The organism is Nocardioides yefusunii, from assembly GCF_004014875.1.
In the GTDB taxonomy this organism is placed as follows: domain Bacteria; phylum Actinomycetota; class Actinomycetes; order Propionibacteriales; family Nocardioidaceae; genus Nocardioides; species Nocardioides yefusunii.
The window spans coordinates 1,446,641-1,466,402 of the sequence record NZ_CP034929.1 but is presented as its reverse complement, the minus strand read 5'-3'; the positions used below and the strand labels follow the sequence as shown (position 1 = coordinate 1,466,402).

The window sequence follows — 19,762 nt, the reverse complement described above, 5'->3', positions numbered from 1 at the left end:
ACGCCGGTAGCGTGGTCACCGTGATCCAGCTCGAGCACCGTTACGTCGACGACGTCCCCGAACTCACCGTTCCGGCGACCGCCGCCCCTGCCCCCGCACCGCGTCTCCTCGTCCTCAACGAGGCCCTGGCCGTCGAGCTCGGACTCGACGTCACGTTCCTGCGCAGCGACGCAGGACTGCAGTTCCTCCTGGGCCTGGCTCCCGTCGAAGGCTCCAAGCCCGTCGCGATGCGCTACGCCGGCCACCAGTTCGGCGGCTACTCCCCCGCCCTCGGCGACGGTCGCGCGATGCTGCTCGGCGAACTCCGCACCGACACCGGACTCCGCGACCTCCACCTCAAGGGCTCGGGCCCCACCGAACTCTCCCGTGGCGGCGACGGACTCGCCGCCGTCGGCCCGATGCTGCGCGAGTACCTCCTCAGCGAGTCCATGCACGCCATGGGCATCCCCACCACCCGCGCACTGGCCGTCGTGGCCACCGGCGAGCAGGTCGTCCGCGAGGACGGCACCCACCCGGGCGCCGTCCTGGTCCGGGTCGCCGCGAGCCACATCCGGGTCGGCACCTTCCAGTTCGCCCGCGCCTCCAACCAGATGCGCGTCCTGGTCAAGCTCACCCGCCACGCCTTGGAGCGACACCTGCCCGATGCCGTCCAGGCCGACAACCCGCCGGTGGAGCTCTTCGACCACGTCGTCCAGGCCCAGGCCGCCCTGATCGCGAAGTGGATCAGCGTCGGCTTCGTCCACGGCGTCATGAACACCGACAACATGACCGTCTCGGGCGAGACCATCGACTACGGCCCGTGCGCCTTCCTCGACGGCTACGACCCCGCAGCCGTCTTCTCCTCCATCGACACCGGCTCGCGCTACGCCTTCGGGGGCCAGCCCAGCGTCGCCCAGTGGAACCTCGCCCGATTCGCCGAGGCGCTGCTCCCGATCGTCACCGACAACGAGGCCGACGCCGTCGAGGCACTGACCCCGATCCTGGAGAACTACCCGGTCCACTTCAACGCCGCATGGCTGGCCGAGATGGCTGCCAAGCTCGGCGTCGAGCTGGGTCGCGACGGCCTCGACGAGGACGCCCTCACCACGCTGGTCACCGACCTGCACGGCTACCTCGAGGCCTCCGGCGTCGACTTCACGTCGTTCTTCCGTCAGCTCTCCGGCGTGGCTCGCGGCGACCGTTCGTCGCTGATCGTCTCCGACGGCAACCGTGAGCGGATGGACCTCTGGCTCGACGCCTGGCTCACCTTCGCCCCCGACGCCGACGCGATGGACGCCAAGAACCCGCTCCACATCCCCCGCAACCACCTCCTCGACGCCGCCCTGCTGGCCGCCGAGGACGGCGACCTGACCCAGTTCGAAGCACTGCTGGGCGCGGTCACCGCCCCGTTCACCGCGATCGAGGGCGGCGAGCACTTCGCCCAGCCCGCACCGGCGGAGTTCACGGCGAACTTCCGCACCTACTGCGGCACCTGAGCAACGGACGATGCGATGACGAAGGGCCCCGCCGTGGTTGCGGTGGGGCCCTTCGTCGTCAGCTCACGCGCGGTCGCGCACTCCATCCATCACGCGCGGTCGCGCAGCAACGGCAGCACGTTGAACTCCAGCATCGGTGCGAGGTCGTCGTAGGTCTCGTCGAACGACGTCCAGCGCATCTCCTCGATCTCGGCCGCGATCACGGGCTCGGCGTCGAAGGCCGCGGTGTAGACGGTGGAGTTCAGCAGGTGGCCCGGCTCGTTGGCGGCGTCGGAGGTGAACTCGCCGAGCAGCTCGACGTCGGTGAGCTCGAGCCCGGTCTCCTCACGCGTCTCCCGCAGGATGCACTCCAGCGGGGTCTCCCCCACCTCGGGCTTGCCACCCACCAGCATGAACCGGCTGGTGTTGCGCTTGCGGACGGTGAGGACACTGCGGTCGCGGACGAGGGCTACGGCGGAGACGACGATCGTGGGCACCTGCCCATTCTCCCCCGCGACATGTGCGTGGCCACGGGCGGTGCTCAGGTCCGGTAGGCCTGGGTGAGCAGTCCCACTGCGTCGGCCTCGCTGAGCCCCAGGGTGCGCACGGTCCGGGCGTAGACGGCGGCAGCCTCGCGCGCCGCTCGGTCCGCACCCGCACCGAGCACGGTGGTCCCGGCACGTCCACGGGTCGCGACGACTCCCCGCGCCTCGAGTTCCTTGTACGCCTTGGCGACGGTGTTGGCCGCCAGCCCGAGGTCCTCGGCCAGACGTCGCACCGGCGGCAACTTCTCGCCCGGGGCAAGGCCACCGGAGTCGATCACCTCGGTGATCTGGCGGCGCAGTTGCTCATACGGCGGCTCGGCGGCGTCGTGGTCGACGATCAGGAAGTTCAGGTTCATCGGCGCTCCCACCAGACCCAGTCCAGGGCCGGCTCCAACTCAGGGTGGTGCTCGCGGCGGGTCTCGGCCCACGCGTCGAGCTCGAAGGTGGGGTACAGGGCGTCACCCTCGACCTCCAGGTGCATCTCGGTGAGCACCTGGTGGGTCGCGAACGGCAGTGCGGCGGCGTACACCTGTGCACCACCGGCGACGAAGACCTCCCCGTCGCTCAGCGTGGACGGCTGAGCAGCGAGGGCGAGGGCCTCGGGGAGGGAATGGGCGACCTCGACGCCGTCGGCGACCCAGTCGGCGTCGCGGGTCAGGACGATCGTGCGGCGTCCGGGCAGGGGCCGTCCGATCGACTCGTGCGTCACGCGACCCATGAGCAGGGTGTGGCCCACGGTGTGGGCCTTGAAGTGGGCGAAGTCCTCGCGGCTGCGCCACGGAATGTCGGGGCCGTCACCGATCACCCGGTTGCGTGCGTACGCCGCGATCAGGGTGAGGCGGGCAGGATTCTCCCCCGCATGCGTCTGAGGCTGGGTCTGCGTCATCACTCAGACCGCGATCGGGGCCTTGATCACCGGGTGCGGGTCGTAGCCCTCCACGGCGATGTCGGTGAGTTCGAAGGCATCGATCTCGGTGACGTCGGGGTTGAGCACCAGCCTCGGCAGCGGGCGCGGCTCACGGGTGAGCTGCAGCTCGGCCTGATCGAAGTGGTTGGAGTACAGGTGAGCGTCACCGATGGAATGGACGAAGTCGCCCACGCGCAGGCCGGTCACCTGCGCCACCATGTGCGTCAGCAGGGCGTAGGAGGCGATGTTGAACGGCACCCCGAGGAACACGTCGGCCGAACGCTGGTACAGCTGGCAGGACAGCTTCGCAGGCCCGCCGTCAGCAGCCGGGGCCACGTAGAACTGGAACAGCGAGTGGCACGGAGGCAGGGCCATGTCGTCAACGTCGGCAACGTTCCATGCCGAGACGATGTGACGACGCGAGTCCGGGTTGTTCTGGATCCCGTCGACGAGCTTCGCAATCTGGTCGACGGTTCCACCGTCCGGGGTCGGCCAGGAGCGCCACTGGTGGCCGTAGACGGGACCGAGGTCGCCGTTCTCGTCGGCCCACTCGTCCCAGATCGAGATGCCACGCTCCTGGAGCCAGGCGACGTTGGTGTCACCGCGCAGGAACCACAACAGCTCCCCGAAGACGCTACGGGTGTGGATCTTCTTGGTGGTGACGAGCGGGAAGCCAGCGGAGAGGTCGAAACGCATCTGGTGGCCGAACACCGATCGGGTGCCGGTACCGGTGCGGTCGGACTTGTCCACGCCCTCAGTGAGGATGCGCTGGACGAGGTCGAGGTACTGCTGCATGAGCCGACCTTATCCGTCGACCCGCGAGGCTCAGCTCGCGACCACACGCCCTGAGATGCGGGTGCGGGTCGAGCCGCCCACCCAGACCTGGCCTTCGACGCTGCTGACCTGCACCCGACCTGTGCGCCCCAGCACAGTGCCCTGGCGCGCGACGTACGACGTCGGCACCAGCCCCTCCCTGATCAGCCACTGGCCCAGGGAGGCGTTCAGGGATCCGGTGACCGGGTCCTCGATCCGTCCGAAGATGCCACGGACCTCGATCGTGCAGCCGTGCTCGGCGACGTCGGCGGGCGTGTGCTCACCCACCAGACCGATGTTGAGTTCGCGGTGTCCGGCCCAGGGCAGGGTCATCAGGTCGAGGTCGACCTCCACGTCCAGCACCGCGGCGGCGTCACGCAGACGAACCCCGATCCAGCCCGGCCCGTTGTCGACCCACTGCACGTCGAGGAGGTCGTCCGGCGTCAGGCAGACCGCGCGGGCCACGTGGTCGCGGGTGCCGAGGTCGACCGGGCCGCTGCGGAGCAACGGCGGGGCTGCGAACGACAGAGCGCCCTCCGCATCACGACGCACCGTCACCAGACCGACCGTGCACTCCTGGACGACGTCGTCCCCACGCGGCACTCCCCCGGCAGCGAGCCACGCGTGGGCGGTGCCCAGCGTCGGGTGCCCGGCGAACGGGAGTTCCGCCTCAGGGGTGAAGATCCGCACCCGGTAGTCGGCCTCGGGTGAGGTGGGGGCGAGCAGGAACGTCGTCTCGCTCAGGTTGGTCCAGTTCGCGATGCGCTGCATCTCGGCGTCGCTCAACGCGTCGGCGTCGTGCACGACGGCGACGGGGTTTCCGCCGAAGGGCTCCGTGGAGAACACGTCCACCTGGGTGAAGGGCAGGCCTTGGGGCTCGTTCATGGGGTTCTCAGTCCTGGGTGGAGGTGTGTCGCGACGTGCGTCCGAGGGCGAGCAGGGCGTCTCCGTGGAGACGTTGGGTGGTCCACTCGTCCATCGGCTCGGCGCCGATCGCACGGTAGAAGGCGATGGAGGGCGCGTTCCAGTCCAGGACCGTCCATTCCAGACGCGTGTACCCTCGCTCGACGCAGAGCGCGGCCAGCCGGGACAGCAGCGCCTTCCCCAGGCCGGTCCCTCGGTGTTCGGGCAGGACGAAGAGGTCCTCCAACCAGATGCCGTGCTTCCCGGTCCAGGTGGAGAAGTTCAGGAACCACAGCGCGATCCCGACGACCTCCCCGTCCACCTCGGCGACGTGGCAGAACGCTGCGGGTGCGGTGTCGGCCGGGAAGAGTGCGGCCATGAAGTCGGCCTCGGTGGCGACGGCTGCGTCGGGCTCCTTCTCGTAGTCGGCCAGGGCCTGCACGAGACGCAGCACGGCGGGCACGTCCGCGAGGGTGGCCTCGCGGACCGTGCCCGCCGTGTCAGAGATGTTCATGACGGAGAGTGTCCCGTACGCCGGGACGCCGTCACTCCGCAGGGTGCAGCGACATCGGTCCGTAGACCTTCGTCTCACCTCGATAGAGATGGATGTCGTCGACGCCCTCGGCCAGCAGGTCGGAGAACACGTCACCGATCCACGACTCGGCCTCGGCCTGGTCGAGGAAGAACTCCTCGGCGAAGTCCGCCGAGACCGCGACGTCGTCACCGGCGGCGTTGGTGTACGCCCACCGGAACATCTCGGCCATCAGGACTCCCGCACCGCGGTGTCGACGAAGGGAGGCTTGACGACGGTGAAGATCTCACGGCGTCCGCGGACATCGACGCCGACCTCGACGCCGAGGTCGATCGTGGCCGGAAGGAGCGCCAGGCCGACGCCCTTCTTCAGCGTCGGGGAGAACGTGCCGGAGGTGACGTCGCCGAGCGGGACGTCGGAGACCAGGGTGACGGCCATGCCGGGACGCGGGATGCCGCGGCCGACGGCGAGCAGACCACGCAGGACGCGCTTGGGGCCGTCCTCCTTGGCCTTGAGCAGTGCGTCGCGACCCCAGAAGGAGTCCTTCTTCCAGCCGACGGCCCAGGAGACACCACCTTCGAGCGGGGTGATCTCGGGGCTGAGGTCCTGGCCATGGAGCGGGTAGCCCATCTCCGTGCGCAGGGTGTCACGGGCGCCGAGGCCGCACGGCGCGACGCCGAACTCCTCGCCGTGCGTCATCAGGGCGTCCCAGACCTCGCCGGCCTTGTCGTTGCGGACGATCAGCTCGTAGCCGCGCTCGCCGGTGTACCCCGAACGGCACACGACGACGGCTGCGGACTCGTCACCCTGCCAGGGCGCCTCGACGAAGCTCATGTACTCGTGGCCGGCGGGCAGGTCCAGCTTCGCGAGGAGCTCGTCGGACTTCGTGCCCTGGACGGCCAGCACGGCGTAGTCGTCGTGGTGGTCGGTGATCTTGACGCCATCGGGGGCGGCGGCCACGAGACGGCGCACGACCTCCGCGCTGTTCGCGGCGTTCGGGACCAGCAGGACGTGCTCGTCGTCGGAGTAGTAGGCGATGAGGTCGTCGACGACGCCACCGGTGGTCTCGTCGAGGCAGAGCGTGTACTGCGCCTGGCCCGCGGAGACGCGACGCAGGTCGTTGCTCAGGGTGGCGTTGACGAACTCGGCGGCACCGGGGCCGCTGACGAGCACCTTGCCGAGGTGCGAGACGTCGAAGACTCCGACGGCCTGACGCACGGCGGTGTGCTCCTTGACGATGCCACCGCGGTACTCCAGCGGCATCGACCAGCCACCGAACTCGGAGAACTTGGCACCGAGCTCTTCGTGACGCGTGTGCAGCGGGGACTGCTTGAGATCCTGGGTGTCGGACATGGCCATGAGAGTAACCCAGCACACGTTCGCGGCCGCGCGCCAGCACGTGAACCCACGAACCCGTGGCCCGGCGGATATCCTGCCGAGGTGACGACGACGTACACCCTCAGCAGCGCCAATCCCGCCAAGACCCGAGCCGACGCCGTGGTCGTCGGTGTCCTGCGCACCGCGGAGGGCCCCGTGCTCGCCGAAGGCGGCGCAGAGGTCGAGGAGGCCTACGGCCGCAAGCTGCGCCCGATCCTGACCACCCTGGGCCTCACCGGCCGTGCCGGCGAGAGCGCCAAGCTGCCCACCGCCGGTGCCCTGACCTCCCCGTTGCTCGTCCTCGTGGGTCTGGGCGACGAGGCCACCGCAGTCACCGTGCGTCGTGCCGCCGGCACCGCTGCCCGCGTGGTCGCCGACGCCACCTCGGTCGCGCTGGCCCTGCCCGCGGACTCCGACGACCTGCTCGACGCAGCCCTGAGCGGCTTCGTCCTGGGCGGCTACACCTTCACCGCCTACAAGTCTGGCGCCAAGGAGGAGACGAGCCGCGAGGTGACCGTCCTGTCCTCGGTGGCCCGCACCGAGTCCGCCAAGCGCACCTTCGCCGAGACGCAGGTGCTGTTGGAGGCCGTGACCACCGTGCGCGACTGGGTCAACGAGCCGCCCGGCGAGTTCACCCCTGCCCTCTTCGCCGCCGCGGCCGTGGACGCCCATGCCGAGGCCACCTCGGGCGAGAACGCTCCCGAGATCGCGATCGAGGTCCACGACGAGATCAGCCTGGCCGAGCTCGGCTGCGGCGGCATCCTGAGCGTCGGCAAGGCCTCGGACGCTCCCCCGCGTCTGGTCAAGGTCTCCTGGAACCCCGAGGGCGCCACCCAGCACCTCGCTCTGGTCGGCAAGGGCATCACCTTCGACTCCGGCGGCCTCACCATCAAGCCGGCCGGCTCGATGACCACGATGAAGTCCGACATGGCCGGCGCTGCCGCCGTCATCCAGGCCACCATCGCGATCGCCCGCCTCGGCCTGCCGATCAAGGTGACCGCCTGGGCCCCGATGTCGGAGAACATGGTCTCCGGTTCCGCGACCCGCCCCGGTGACGTCGTCCGGATCCGCAACGGCAAGACCGTCGAGATCTCCAACACCGACGCCGAGGGCCGCATGGTCCTGGCCGACGCGCTCTCCCTGGCCGTCGAGGAGGAGCCCGACGTCATCCTCGACGTCGCCACCCTCACCGGCGCGATGATGGTCGCCCTGGGCGACAAGATCACCGGTGTCGTCGGTTCCGACGACGTCGTCGCCAAGGTCGTCGAGGCAGGCGAGCGTGCCGGTGAGGCGCACTGGCCGATGCCGATCCCCGAGGAGATGTCCGAGCGCATCCGTTCCTCCAAGATCGCCGACCTCGCCCAGCACGACTGGGTCCGTTGGGGTGGCGGTCTGTACGCGTCCGCGTTCCTGCGCGAGTTCACCGGCGGCCTGCCGTGGGCACACCTCGACATCGCAGGTCCCTCGTTCCACTCCGGTGGCCCGACCGGTGAGATCACCACCGGTGGCACCGGCGTCGCGGTCCGCACCATGGTCGAGTTCGCCCGCGACATGGTCGCCGACGACGCCCCGGCCGAGGACGAGGCGGACGCCGAGGCCTGAGGCCCGGACCACGTAGCCAGAACCACGTCCCCAGAACAGACAGAGGCCCCTGCACCGAACCGGTGCGGGGGCCTCTGCCGTTGTCCCCGCTACGTCAGATCTCGCCGGCCTTCTTGCGACGGTTCCAGTCACGCATCCGCTGCGGGACGCCCACGACCGCTGCGTCGTAGGACGGGATCTGGTGGTGGTTGCAGAACTCGTGGGCCCACTTCGCCGACGGCACCCGACGACGGGTCCATTCGCCGTCGTGAGCGACCAGGAGAACCGTGACGTCGTTGACCGCGGTGCGCGGCTCCACGAACCCTTCGATGCCGCGTCGGGTCGCCACCCAGTCGTTGAGGTGCTTCGCGTCAGCGGCGTCGGCAGCCCGCACCGTGGTCGATCCGGTGCGCGCTGCGTCCTTGGCCGGACGGTTCATGCGTGGACGCCCGCGGCGCCGCAGCTTGTCGAAGAGTCCCATGGGGACAGTCTGACCCCTCACCGGTGACACCACGCACACCCCCGTGCCGCGGACCCGACGCAGGCCCCTCCACGGCGCGAGAACCCGGGCGGACGAGGCCGGTTGCTGCGCCCGATGGGTGCAGGTGACAAGATGGAGTCATCAACACCGACGACCGCGCGTTGACGCGCGGACCGAGCGAGGACCTCACCACAGTGGCGGCGGCCGAACACGACGCTCTGGAGCACCAGAGCCAGCACCCGGGCTTCTCCGGCGCTGTCGACGTTCCCCCCTCCAGCTCGCCGTGTGCCCCGCCCGCTCGCGTCGCCACCGCGACGATCCGTCAGCGGATCGCCGCCCGCACCCGTAGCGTCGGCACCGCACCGCACTCGCGTCCCCGAGACGCGGGTGTCTCCCGTCCGACCCGGACTCCCTCTTACGGCTTCCCCCACGAGGTGGACGCCGCACCGGCCCAGCAGCTACCCGGCTGAGCCGATCCCGACACCGACACCCACGAGACGACAGGAATCCCATGGCCTCCGAAGTCACCCTCCCCGCACTCGGCGAATCCGTCACCGAAGGCACCGTCACCCGCTGGCTCAAGCAGGTCGGCGACACCGTGGCCGTCGACGAGCCGCTGCTCGAGGTCTCGACCGACAAGGTCGACACCGAGATCCCGTCCCCGATCGCCGGCACCATCATCGAGATCCGCGCCGCCGAGGACGACACCGTCGAGGTCGGCGCCGTTCTGGCCGTCATCGGTGAGGCCGGCGAGGCTGCTGCCCCGGCCGCCCCCGCTGCTGCTGCCGCTCCGGCCGCCCCCGTCGTCGAGGCCCCGGCTGCGCCCGCCGCCCCGGCCGCTCCGGCCGCGCCTGCCGCTCCGGCCGCTGCGCCCGCCGCCCCGGCTGCTCCGGCTGCTGCTGACACCGGCGACGCCACCTCCGTGACCCTCCCCGCCCTGGGCGAGTCCGTCACCGAGGGCACCGTCACCCGCTGGCTCAAGAAGGTCGGCGACACCGTCGCCGTCGACGAGCCCCTCCTCGAGGTCTCCACCGACAAGGTCGACACCGAGATCCCGTCCCCCGTTGCCGGCACCCTGGTCGCCATCAAGGTCAACGAGGACGAGACCGTCGAGGTCGGCGCCGAGCTCGCCCTCATCGGCTCCGGCGCTGTCGCCGCCCCGGCTGCTCCCGCCGCCCCGGCTGCCCCCGCCGCGCCTGCCGCCCCGGTTGCTCCCGCCGCCCCGGCTGCCCCCGCCGCGCCTGCCGCCCCGGTTGCTCCCGCCGCGCCTGCTGCCCCGGCCGCTCCGGCCGCTGCTCCCGCTGCGCCCGCTGCTCCCGCCGCCCCGGCTGCTCCGGCTGCTGCCGACACCGGCGACGCCACCTCCGTGACCCTCCCCGCCCTGGGCGAGTCCGTCACCGAGGGCACCGTCACCCGCTGGCTCAAGAAGGTCGGCGACACCGTCGCCGTCGACGAGCCCCTCCTCGAGGTCTCCACCGACAAGGTCGACACCGAGATCCCGTCCCCCGTTGCCGGCACCCTGGTCGCCATCAAGGTCAACGAGGACGAGACCGTCGAGGTCGGCGCCGAGCTCGCCCTCATCGGCTCCGGCGCTGTCGCCGCCCCGGCTGCCCCCGCCGCGCCTGCCGCCCCGGTTGCTCCCGCCGCGCCTGCCGCCCCGGCCGCTCCGGCCGCGCCTGCCGCCCCGGCCGCGCCTGCCGCTCCGGCCGCTGCTCCCGCCGCCCCGGCTGCTCCGGCCGCTGCTCCCGCCGCCCCGGCTGCTCCGGCTGCCGCCCCGGCCGCCCCGAAGCCGTCGCGCAGCGACGACCAGTCCGCCTACGTGACCCCGCTGGTCCGCAAGCTCGCTGCCGAGAACGGTGTCGACCTGAGCACCGTCACCGGCACCGGCGTCGGTGGCCGCATCCGCAAGCAGGACATCCTCGAGGCAGCTGCCGCGAAGAACGCTCCCGCCGCCCCGGCTGCTGCCGCTGCTCCGGAGGCCCCGGCTGCCCCCGCCGCCTCCCCGCTGCGTGGCCGCACCGAGAAGCTGACCCGCCTGCGCAAGGTCATCGCCGAGCGCATGGTCGACTCCCTGCAGACCGCCGCCCAGCTGACCACCGTGGTCGAGGTCGACGTCACCAACATCTCGCGCAAGCGCGACGAGGCCAAGGGTGACTTCCTGGCTCGCGAGGGCGTCAAGCTCTCCTTCATGCCTTTCTTCGCCAAGGCTGCCCTCGACGCCCTCAAGGTGCACCCGGTCCTCAACGCGCAGATCGACATGGAGGCCGGCACGGTCACCTACTTCGACCACGAGAACCTCGCGATCGCCGTCGACTCCGAGAAGGGTCTCCTGACCCCGGTCATCAAGGACGCCGGAGACCTCTCGGTCGCCGGTCTGGCCAAGAAGATCGCGGACGTCGCGGACCGCACCCGCACCAACAAGATCGGCGCCGACGAACTCGCCGGTGGCACCTTCACGCTCACCAACACCGGTAGCCGTGGTGCCCTGTTCGACACCCCGATCCTGAACGCCCCGCAGGTCGCCATCCTCGGCACCGGCTCGGTCGTGAAGCGTCCGGTCGTCATCACCGACCCGCAGCTCGGCGAGACCATCGCCGTGCGCCAGATGGTGTACCTCGCCCTCACCTACGACCACCGCCTGGTCGACGGTGCGGACGCTGCTCGCTTCCTGAGCGACGTGAAGGCTCGTCTCGAGTCCGGTGCGTTCGACATCTGAGCAACCGCTCCTGAAGTCCTGATCACCCTCGGGTGATCCAGGCAACACGACAGCCTCGTGGGTCCTCGGACCTGCGAGGCTGTCGTCATGAACCCACCTGTCGAACGATCACTGACCGTCGCCGTCGCTGGCTCGTCAGGATTCCTCGGCACCCATCTACGACGGCGCCTCACGCTGCGCGGACACACGGTGGTGCGTCTGGTCCGCGCAGCCCCCGACGTCACCTCCGAGACCCGGGAGATCACGTGGAGCCCGGGCGAGGTGCTCGACCCGCACGCCCTCGACGGGATCGACGTCGTCGTCAACCTCGCCGGGAGTCCCCTCATCGGCAACCCGCATTCCCGACGCTGGGCCCACGCCCTGATGACCTCACGGGTGGGATCGACCACCACCCTGGCCACCGCCGTGGCAGCGAGGGCGGCCCATGGCCTCTCCACCCCCGCCCTCGTCCAGGGCAACGGAATCTCCTGGTACGGCGACCACGACACGGAGGCACTCACCGAACGCTCCGACAGCCGCGGCGAGGCACTGCTCACCCGCGTCACCCGGGCCTGGCAGGCCGCCACCGAACCGGCCGTCGCTGCTGGGGCCCGCGTCTGCGTCCTGCGGACCGCAGTGGTGATCGACGCCGACTCGATGCCCTACCGAGCCCTGCGGCCCCTCCACCGCGCCGGTCTGGGGGTCAGGATCGGCGACGGGCGACAGTACTTCCCGGTCATCTCGCTGCGCGACTGGGTCAGCGCCGCAGTCCGTCTCGTCGAGGACACCGACGCCTCCGGCGTCTTCAACATGACCTGCCCGACACCGCCCACGTTCACCGAACTGGGGAACGCGCTCGGAGAGGGCCGACGTACCCGCCTGGCGGTGCCGGCCGGACTCGTCCGACGCGTGGCCGGCGAGATGGGGCCGGAGCTCGTGAACTCCGTCCGCGCCCACCCCGCCGCACTGCAACGCCTGGGCTTCACCTTCGCCGACCCCGACGTCACCGCGATCGTCTCTTCGGCACGACGTCGGGCTCGTTGACCTCCAACACCGCCCATGCCTCGCCGGGCGCGTCCGCTCCGCCCGGGACGAGCACCAGACGTCGCTCCCGGACGGCCCCGCGGGGCAGGGCCCGCTCCTCGTCACCGTCCGTGCTCCGAGCCACCGCGCCCTCGAACTGGTCGGTGACATCGAGGACCCAACGTCGCTCCGTGCGTTCGACCTCCCTCACCGCAACCACCCGGGGCGCCACACCGTGCACCCGCCAGCCCGCGTCGATCCACCGGCGCAGGGCCGCTGCATCGGCGGCACCCGCCTCGGCCTCGTCGGCGTAGAGGCGCAGCAGCGCTGCCTCGTCCCCGGCCTCCCACGCGTCCTGCCGAGCGAGGTCCCAGGCCTTCAACACCTCCACCGGTGAGTCCGCCCCGGCCACCGGTTCTCTCGGATCCGGTGCGGGCGACCCGGTCGGTGCCGTCGCCGCCGACTCGGCCGCCATCGACCCTGGACCGTCGAACTCCCAGGTCCACCAGACGTACAACGCTGCGGCCACGACTCCCCCGACGACGAGCGCCGTCGTCACCGCCCTGACCCTGCGCAGCACGCGCCCCCAGACGGCCAGCGGGTCCGGCGCCGCGCAGGTCTCCTGCTCATCGATGTCCACGCAGACATGGTGACCGGTCGGTAGGCCCTCGGTCGGTCACTGTCCACAGGGCCAGCACTAGCCTGTGGCCCATGACACTGCAGTTCAAGGTCGCCGGTTTCGGTGCCGACGCCGTCCCCTACATGGAGGCGTGGGACCTCCAGAAGGACGTGCACGCCACCGTCGTGGAAGACCCCTCAGCAGCCACCGTGCTGCTGCTCGAGCACCCCCCCGTCTACACCGCCGGCAAGCGGACCGACGCCCACGAGCGCCCCGCCGACCCCGGTGGCGCCGACGTGATCGACGTCGACCGAGGCGGCAAGATCACGTTCCACGGCCCGGGCCAGCTGGTCGGATACCCGATCCTCGCCCTCCCCGACCACGTCAAGGTGGTCGACTACGTACGCCGCGTCGAGGAGGCCCTCATCCGGGTCTGTGCCGACTTCGGTGTCGAGACCGCCCGCGTCCCGGGGCGCAGCGGTGTCTGGCTGCGCGCCGACGGAGGCCGCCCTGAGCGCAAGATCGCCGCCATCGGCCTGCGCGTCTCCCGCGGCGTGACCATGCATGGCTTCTCGCTCAACTGCAACGTCGAGATGAGCTGGTACGACCGCTTCGTCGCCTGCGGCATCGCCGACGCCGGCGTCACCTCGCTGAGCCTCGAGCTCGGACGTGACGTCACCGTCGAGGAGGTGACCCCAGTCGTGGAGCGTCACCTGCGCACCTACCTGGCCTGGACCGACTACGACGCGACGCCCGACTACGAGGCCAGGCCGGAGCCCCCGCGTGCTCCGCGCATCGCCCTGATCACGCCCGGCGGCACCGGCGACTCCGCCCTCGCCTGATCCCCACCTCCCCCCCTCCGGACGGGGGTGTCGACGGCTCCCCGAGACAGCCGACGACGCCCCCGAACGGGTGCACACCCCTGCGACGTAGACTCGCCTCGTGACTGCTCCTCAGCCCGAAGGCCGCAAGCTTCTCCGTCTCGAGATCCGCAACGCGGAGACCCCCATCGAGAAGAAGCCCGAATGGATCAAGACCCGCGCCAAGATGGGTCCTGAGTACACCGCCCTGCAGAGCCTGGTGAAGTCCGAAGGACTCCACACCGTCTGCCAGGAAGCCGGCTGCCCCAACATCTTCGAGTGCTGGGAGGACAAGGAAGCGACCTTCCTCATCGGCGGCGAGCAGTGCACCCGTCGTTGCGACTTCTGCCAGATCGACACCGGCAAGCCCAGCGAGCTCGACCGTGACGAGCCCCGCCGCGTCGCGGAGTCGGTCCAGAAGATGGGCCTCAAGTACGCCACCATCACCGGCGTCGCCCGCGACGACCTCCCCGACGGCGGCGCCTGGCTCTACGCCGAGACCGTCCGCGTGATCAAGGAACTCAACCCCGGCACCGGCGTCGAGAACCTGATCCCCGACTTCAACGGCAAGCCCGAACTCCTCACCGAGGTCTTCGAGTCGCGTCCCGAGGTGCTGGCCCACAACCTCGAGACCGTGCCGCGCATCTTCAAGCGCATCCGTCCCGCGTTCCGCTACGAGCGTTCCCTCGACGTCATCACCCAGGCCCGCGAGTTCGGCCTGGTCACCAAGTCCAACCTGATCCTGGGCATGGGCGAGACCCGCGAAGAGGTCTCCGAAGCACTCCAGGACCTGCACGACGCCGGCTGCGAGATCATCACGATCACCCAGTACCTGCGCCCCTCCAAGCGCCACCACCCCGTGGAGCGCTGGGTGAAGCCCGAGGAGTTCGTCGAACTCCAGGCAGAGGCTGAGGAGATCGGGTTCACCGGAGTCCTGTCCGGACCGCTCGTGCGTTCGTCCTACCGCGCCGGACGCCTGTACCGTCAGGCCATGGAGGCCCGGACCCCCGCGGTCTGATCCTCCCTCCGTCCGAGTCGTACCGGCACCGCCGGACACCAGCAGCAAAGGCAAGAGATGTCGACCCCCGTCCCGCAGAACCTCAACCGACGACAGCAGCTCATGCAGTCGTACAAGATGGCCAAGCAGCACGACCCCGCGCTCGGCCTCTGGATCGCCGGTGCCGCCGTTCTGGGCGCCGTGATCGGTTTCGGTCTGATCGCCGTCGTGCCCGGTGGCATGGGAGTGTTCTCCTGGATCTCCGCGGTCATCTGCGCGGTGCTGGGTGCCTTCCTGTTCGGCATGATCATCTTCGGCCGTCGCGTCCAGAAGGCTGCCTACAAGCAGATGGACGGCCAGATCGGCGCCGCCGCAGCCACCCTCGGCATGCTCCGTCGTGGCTGGAAGATCGAGCCCGCCGTCGGCTTCACCAAGCAGCAGGACGTCGTGCACCGCGTCATCGGCCCGCCCGGCGTCATCCTCGTCGGTGAGGGCAACAGCCACAACCGGGTCAAGGGGCTCCTGGCCACCGAGCACCGCAAGCACTCCCGCGTGCTGTCCGAGACCCCGATCTTCGAGGTCGTCTCCGGCAAGGACGCCGACAACGGCGAGGTCGACCTCCCCGACCTGATCAAGCACGTCCGCAAGCTGGGCCGCAACATCAAGCCGGCCGAGATGACCGACGTCATCAACCGACTCAAGGCCCTCGACGCCCAGCGCGGTCAGCTCCCGATCCCCAAGGGACCGATGCCGACCAGCATGAAGGGCCAGCGCGGCAACCTGCGCGGACGCTGAGGCACAGCACCAGCGTGCTCGGCACGCACCCGCACGGCGACGAGGCCCCGGACCATCACTGGTCCGGGGCCTCGTCCTTTCTCAGCCCTGCGTCGGCCCCCTGTCAGGCACCGGGCAGCTCCAGCACCTTGTCGGCCGGGGGTGCGGAGACGGTGTGCTTCTTCCCCCACTCCGAGTACGTGGTGACGGTCGACACCTCGGGACCCATCTCGATCTCCACCCGCGCGATCTGACCAGAAGCGTTGAAGTAGACGACGTAGGTGAAGGGGTCGGCCACACCGTCCGCGACCGCCTCGGGCTGGACCGTGACGTCGTACCGTGTCAGTTTCTTCCCGTCCTTCTTCTCCTTGCCGACGTGGACGACCTGGGTGATCGCGTCGGCGTAGGTCTCGAGCGCAGCGACTGGATCGAGGTGGGCGAGGTTGACTGCGGCGCCGCCGTCGCCCACGGTCGTGCGCGTGTACTGGTCGCCGCTCATCGCCGAACGCTGGTAGAGGTGGTCGCCCACCAGCACCAGGTGGACCTCCAGCGCCGCGAGTTCCTCCGTGCCCTCGACGGTGCTGCGCACGTCCAGGGCCACCTTGCCGTCGCTACGCGAGTACACCCCTTCGCTGCGGCTGACACTCCCCGGCGTGGTCTCGACGCCCTTGATCCGGGCAGTGCCGTCGGCCGCCAGCGTGGCCAGGAGCATCGCCTTGAGATCCTGCTGGGTCATTTCTTCACCCGGTGCCACCGGAGGGACCGCCGAGTCCTTGGCGATCGGCACGGACGCGGCCGGCTCGTCGCTCGTGCCACCCTTCGTCGGGGTCTTGCCCACGCCGGCCTTCGTCCCGGACGTCGACGGAGTCGCCGCGCTGGGTGTGTTGCCCCCGCCTTCTTCGGCCTCGGCCCCACCGCCACAGCCCGCCAAGGTGAGAACGAGGGCGAGGGCGAACAATGCTCCGGCGGCTGTACTGGTGGGGTGGCGACGCATCGGTGGACCTTCCGTCGGGCTCGGCGTGCAGGGCTTCCTGCAGCCGGTCCGACGTGGCACGGGCTGCAGGTGCGCCAGACGTTACAAGTGATCGTCGTCACCACGGGGTCGCGCGGCGAAGGTGCCCGGCAGATCCCCCAACTTCGATGAGCAGCCTTGTCCGGTGACGACACCCGAGAACGACAACAGCGTGGTCCCCGGCCGGGAACCACGCTGTCGCGAAGGTGTCAGGGGGTCAGCGACGCAGGTCAGCCATCTTCACCGTCGCGGTCTTCATCGCCAGGTCGTGGAGTCCACGGCCGTCCGGGCGGAAGATGAGTGGCGGGATCACCAGGATGATCAGGACCTGTCGCGCCAGTGCACGCAGCAGGTCAACCGGCTTCGCGACACCGTCCCAGCGGACGACACGCAGACCCGTGACGAGCTGACCGAACGAACCTCCGGCGAGGGCCATCAGGATCGCGGACTCCAGGACGAAGACGCCCATGGCGCCGAAACCACCCCAGGCGTCCGATCCCAGGAAGAGCATCAGAACCAGGTTGGACGCGAGCCAGTCGATGACGAGAGCACCCGCACGACGGCCCCAGGAGGCGGTTTCAATCACTGCGCGAGTCTACCCGGCTGCTCCCCGATGACGACGCCGAGGAACGTCTGACCCGAGCCGAAGGGCAGCCCGAGAAGGGTGGCATCCGTCGCGGATCCCGTCTCCCCCTTCCCTCCCGCGCCCTCAGGTGCCACCGTCAGTGACCATGGAGATTCCCATCACCGAGTACCTCGAGCAGCTCGTCGCCGCGAACCGGGAGGACTCCGGCGAGACCGCCCAGTACATCCCGGAGTTCGCCCAGGCCGATCCGGACCGTCTCGCCGTCGCGTTCGCCACCCCCGACGGGCGGGTCTACTGCGCCGGCGACGTCGAGACGGAATTCTCCATCCAGTCCATCTCGAAGCCGTTCACCTACGCCCTCGCCATCATCGACCACGGCCTCGCACACGTCCTGGAGCACGTCGACGTCGAGCCCTCCGGTGACGCGTTCAACGAGATCTCCCTCGACCCCGAGACCGGCCGTCCGATGAACCCGATGATCAACGCCGGCGCGATCGCCGTCCACGGGCTCCTCACCGGAGCCGACCGGGAGGCGCGGGACGAACGTCTCCTCTCCTTCTACTCACGCCTGGCCGGTCGCCGGCTCGAGGTCGATGAGAAGGTGCACGCCTCCGAACTGTCCGAGGCACACCGCAACACCGCGATCGCCTACATGCTGAAGTCGCTGGGCAAGTTGGAAGGTGACCCGGTCGACGTGGTCCATGGCTACACCCGGCAGTGCTCGGTCAACGTCACCGTGCGCGACCTCGCCCGGATGGCCGCCGCGCTCTCCGCCGGCGGACGCGCACCGGACGGGACCCAGGTCATCGACCCGGGCGTGAACCGGCATGTACTCAGCGTCATGGCCACCTGTGGCATGTACGACTCGTCCGGCGAATGGCTCACCCGGGTCGGCATTCCCGCCAAGAGCGGCGTCTCCGGCGGGCTTCTCGGCGTCCTCCCCGGCCAGGGCGGCATCGCGGCGTTCAGCCCACGCCTCGACGCCCACGGCAACAGCGTCCGCGGAATCCGGATCTTCGAGCGCATGAACCAGCACATGGGACTGCACCTGATGGACGCGATCGACGTCCCGCGCCTGGTGAATCGCAGACACGTCGTCAACGGTGTCCCGGTGCACGAGGTGACCGGCGACCTGCGCTTCGTCGAGGTGGAGCGCGTCATGCGTTCCTTCGAGTCCGAGGCCCCCGGAACAGGACCGGTCGTGGTCGACCTCAGCCGGGTCCACCGGGTCAAGGACATCGCTCGACGCGTGATGCTGGAGTCGCTGCGCCGATTGCACCTGGACGGACACGAGGTGCGACTCGTCGATCCCGACGAGGTCCTGGGCACCGCCCACACCGGCAGCGGCGAGATCGTGCGCGGAGAGGACGCCGTGGGCGGGTACACGCCACGGCTGTTCCACGACGTTGTGTCGGCCACGGGCGACGCCACAGCGGACAGCGCAACAGGGGACAGCGCAACAGTCGTGAACCAAACGTGACCCCGCACCTGTCGACCCAGGCCGTCCCCGTGACGGATGCTGCTGGGGACGACCCACTCAGACCGAGGAGCACTGCATGAGCGACGAGCCCACCGAGACACTGCGTGACCACCTGAACGGTCAGCGGTTCGTCATGCTGACCTCACTCGCCGAGGACGGACGTCTGGTCAGCCGACCGATGACGGTCCAGGAACTCGACGGCTGGACGCTCCGGTTCATCGCCCAGGACGACAACGACGTCGTCGTACAGAGCGAGGGCCAGCAAGTGAACCTGTCGTTCAACTCCGGCGGGACGTACGTGTCCCTCTCAGGAACCGGCGCGGTGTCACGCGACACCACCGCGAAGCAGGAGCTGTGGAACCGCCTCAACGAGGCCTACGCCGGGGACGCCGATGACCCGTCCAACGTCATCCTCGAGGTCACCGCCGACGAGGGCGAGTACTGGGACGGAGGCGGTCCCGTCGCACGGGTCCTCGGGCTGGCCAGAGCCGCAGTGACCAGGGAGGCCACGGGCGGCGAGCACGAGGTCGTGGACCTGTAGTCCACCCAGCACCCAGCACCCAGCACCCAGCACCCAGAGGAGGCTTCCCCGGGATCCAGTCAGGCGAGCGGGCGTCCCTGGGAGTCGTCGAGCTTGCGCAGCGCGATCAGGATGATGTCGATCAGGGACCAGACACCACAGCCGCCGAGGGTGACCAGCTTGAGGATGCCCAGACCGATCTGCCCCAGGTAGAAGCGGTCGACGCCGAGGCTGCCGAGGAAGACGGACAGCAGGAGCGTGACCAGCCACTGCTTGTCGGAGAAGACCCCGGGGACCTGCTGTGCGGGGAAGTACTGGGACCCGGTGACGGAACGGACCGGGGTGTCGGCCTTGATCTGACCGCTGCGGGCCAGGGCGCCCAGCTGGGCAGCGTCGAGAGGGCCCTGCTCCTGACCCATGACCTGGAAGACGAACGGACCGATGTTGTTCGGCCCGGCGGACTGGGCGTAGGGATTGCTCATGGGGCCAAGATAGGTGGGGTTCACGGTGGCCATCGGACTTTTCCACCCACAGAGACATCGCCCACACCTGGGTCTCGGCGTGTACGTCAGTGGACGACGAAGCCCCGTCGGCCAGCTGGCC

23 protein-coding genes are annotated in these 19,762 nt (G+C 69.9%); 10 read left to right on the top strand and 13 right to left on the bottom strand.

Annotated features, from left to right (window positions below):
- Positions 1–20: 20 nt before the first annotated feature.
- Positions 21–1,475 (top strand): protein adenylyltransferase SelO, encoded by a 1,455-nt coding sequence (locus EOV43_RS06650; protein ID WP_128220375.1) that lies wholly within the window; start codon positions 21–23, stop codon positions 1,473–1,475.
- Between the two features lie 89 nt (positions 1,476–1,564).
- On the opposite strand, the gene EOV43_RS06645 is transcribed toward EOV43_RS06650, so the two are convergent.
- From EOV43_RS06645 to gcvT, 8 genes are read right to left on the bottom strand one after another with little or no spacing between them, the layout of a single operon-like run.
- Complete coding sequence (locus EOV43_RS06645) at positions 1,565–1,951, bottom strand: NUDIX hydrolase (protein ID WP_128220373.1); 387 nt, start codon at positions 1,949–1,951, stop codon at positions 1,565–1,567.
- Between the two features lie 44 nt (positions 1,952–1,995).
- Entirely contained in the window at positions 1,996–2,355 is a 360-nt protein-coding gene (locus tag EOV43_RS06640; protein WP_128220371.1) for a GntR family transcriptional regulator, read from the bottom strand.
- Complete coding sequence (locus tag EOV43_RS06635; RefSeq protein WP_128220369.1) at positions 2,352–2,885, bottom strand: dihydrofolate reductase; 534 nt, start codon at positions 2,883–2,885, stop codon at positions 2,352–2,354. The genes EOV43_RS06640 and EOV43_RS06635 overlap by 4 nt, the downstream gene beginning before the upstream one ends.
- A gap of 3 nt (positions 2,886–2,888) precedes the next feature.
- Positions 2,889–3,701 carry a thymidylate synthase gene (locus EOV43_RS06630; RefSeq protein ID WP_128220367.1) on the bottom strand — a complete coding sequence of 271 codons (813 nt, stop codon included), beginning with the start codon at positions 3,699–3,701 and terminating at the stop codon, positions 2,889–2,891.
- A gap of 30 nt (positions 3,702–3,731) precedes the next feature.
- A complete protein-coding gene (locus tag EOV43_RS06625) occupies positions 3,732–4,604 on the bottom strand; it encodes a PhzF family phenazine biosynthesis protein (protein WP_128220365.1) in 873 nt (290 codons plus the stop codon).
- A gap of 7 nt (positions 4,605–4,611) precedes the next feature.
- Positions 4,612–5,136: a GNAT family N-acetyltransferase gene (locus tag EOV43_RS06620; RefSeq protein WP_128220363.1), complete on the bottom strand. Its 525-nt coding sequence runs from the start codon at positions 5,134–5,136 to the stop codon at positions 4,612–4,614.
- 31 nt (positions 5,137–5,167) lie between these two features.
- On the bottom strand, positions 5,168–5,386 hold the full coding sequence (locus EOV43_RS06615; RefSeq protein ID WP_128220361.1) for a hypothetical protein: 219 nt from the start codon (positions 5,384–5,386) through the stop codon (positions 5,168–5,170).
- Positions 5,386–6,507, bottom strand: coding sequence for a glycine cleavage system aminomethyltransferase GcvT (gene gcvT / locus EOV43_RS06610; RefSeq protein WP_128220359.1), 1,122 nt, complete (start codon positions 6,505–6,507; stop codon positions 5,386–5,388). Before gcvT ends, EOV43_RS06615 begins: the two co-directional genes overlap by 1 nt.
- Positions 6,508–6,594: 87 nt before the next feature.
- Between gcvT and EOV43_RS06605 the strand changes: the two genes are divergently transcribed.
- Positions 6,595–8,133, top strand: coding sequence for a leucyl aminopeptidase (locus EOV43_RS06605; RefSeq protein WP_128220357.1), 1,539 nt, complete (start codon positions 6,595–6,597; stop codon positions 8,131–8,133).
- 94 nt (positions 8,134–8,227) lie between these two features.
- On the opposite strand, the gene EOV43_RS06600 is transcribed toward EOV43_RS06605, so the two are convergent.
- A complete protein-coding gene (locus EOV43_RS06600) occupies positions 8,228–8,593 on the bottom strand; it encodes a hypothetical protein (protein ID WP_164878782.1) in 366 nt (121 codons plus the stop codon).
- A gap of 161 nt (positions 8,594–8,754) precedes the next feature.
- Here EOV43_RS06600 and EOV43_RS06595 point away from each other — a divergent pair, with 161 nt between their 5' ends.
- The 3 genes from EOV43_RS06595 to EOV43_RS06585 all read left to right on the top strand — a co-directional run bounded on the left by EOV43_RS06595 (position 8,755) and on the right by EOV43_RS06585 (position 12,332).
- A complete protein-coding gene (locus EOV43_RS06595) occupies positions 8,755–9,063 on the top strand; it encodes a hypothetical protein (RefSeq protein ID WP_128220355.1) in 309 nt (102 codons plus the stop codon).
- Between the two features lie 41 nt (positions 9,064–9,104).
- A complete protein-coding gene (gene sucB, locus EOV43_RS06590; protein WP_128220353.1) occupies positions 9,105–11,309 on the top strand; it encodes a 2-oxoglutarate dehydrogenase, E2 component, dihydrolipoamide succinyltransferase in 2,205 nt (734 codons plus the stop codon).
- Positions 11,310–11,396: 87 nt separating this feature from the next.
- Positions 11,397–12,332 carry a DUF1731 domain-containing protein gene (locus EOV43_RS06585; RefSeq protein WP_128220351.1) on the top strand — a complete coding sequence of 312 codons (936 nt, stop codon included), beginning with the start codon at positions 11,397–11,399 and terminating at the stop codon, positions 12,330–12,332.
- Here EOV43_RS06585 and EOV43_RS06580 read toward each other — a convergent pair.
- A complete protein-coding gene (locus tag EOV43_RS06580; RefSeq protein WP_128220349.1) occupies positions 12,292–12,951 on the bottom strand; it encodes a hypothetical protein in 660 nt (219 codons plus the stop codon). The two genes, EOV43_RS06585 and EOV43_RS06580, sit on opposite strands and share 41 nt — an antisense overlap.
- Before the next feature lie 71 nt (positions 12,952–13,022).
- Here EOV43_RS06580 and lipB point away from each other — a divergent pair, with 71 nt between their 5' ends.
- From lipB to EOV43_RS06565, 3 genes are all read left to right on the top strand, one after another.
- On the top strand, positions 13,023–13,772 hold the full coding sequence (gene lipB, locus EOV43_RS06575; RefSeq protein ID WP_128220347.1) for a lipoyl(octanoyl) transferase LipB: 750 nt from the start codon (positions 13,023–13,025) through the stop codon (positions 13,770–13,772).
- A 100-nt stretch (positions 13,773–13,872) separates the two neighbouring features.
- Entirely contained in the window at positions 13,873–14,808 is a 936-nt protein-coding gene (gene lipA, locus EOV43_RS06570) for a lipoyl synthase (protein ID WP_128220345.1), read from the top strand.
- Between the two features lie 57 nt (positions 14,809–14,865).
- The gene (locus EOV43_RS06565) at positions 14,866–15,582 is read left to right on the top strand and encodes a DUF4191 domain-containing protein (RefSeq protein WP_128220343.1); all 717 of its coding nucleotides are present in this window, start codon (positions 14,866–14,868) and stop codon (positions 15,580–15,582) included.
- Between the two features lie 103 nt (positions 15,583–15,685).
- Here EOV43_RS06565 and EOV43_RS06560 read toward each other — a convergent pair whose 3' ends face one another.
- Positions 15,686–16,555 (bottom strand): LolA-like protein, encoded by an 870-nt coding sequence (locus EOV43_RS06560; RefSeq protein WP_128220341.1) that lies wholly within the window; start codon positions 16,553–16,555, stop codon positions 15,686–15,688.
- A gap of 235 nt (positions 16,556–16,790) precedes the next feature.
- Positions 16,791–17,159: an RDD family protein gene (locus EOV43_RS06555; protein ID WP_128220339.1), complete on the bottom strand. Its 369-nt coding sequence runs from the start codon at positions 17,157–17,159 to the stop codon at positions 16,791–16,793.
- Positions 17,160–17,304: 145 nt separating this feature from the next.
- On the opposite strand from EOV43_RS06555, the gene glsA reads away from it, so the two are divergent.
- Positions 17,305–18,639 carry a glutaminase A gene (gene glsA, locus EOV43_RS06550; RefSeq protein WP_128220337.1) on the top strand — a complete coding sequence of 445 codons (1,335 nt, stop codon included), beginning with the start codon at positions 17,305–17,307 and terminating at the stop codon, positions 18,637–18,639.
- Positions 18,640–18,715: 76 nt separating this feature from the next.
- Positions 18,716–19,180 (top strand): pyridoxamine 5'-phosphate oxidase family protein, encoded by a 465-nt coding sequence (locus tag EOV43_RS06545; RefSeq protein ID WP_128220335.1) that lies wholly within the window; start codon positions 18,716–18,718, stop codon positions 19,178–19,180.
- Positions 19,181–19,239: 59 nt separating this feature from the next.
- On the opposite strand, the gene EOV43_RS06540 is transcribed toward EOV43_RS06545, so the two are convergent.
- Positions 19,240–19,641: an NINE protein gene (locus tag EOV43_RS06540; protein WP_206611411.1), complete on the bottom strand. Its 402-nt coding sequence runs from the start codon at positions 19,639–19,641 to the stop codon at positions 19,240–19,242.
- Positions 19,642–19,762 lie beyond the last annotated feature (121 nt).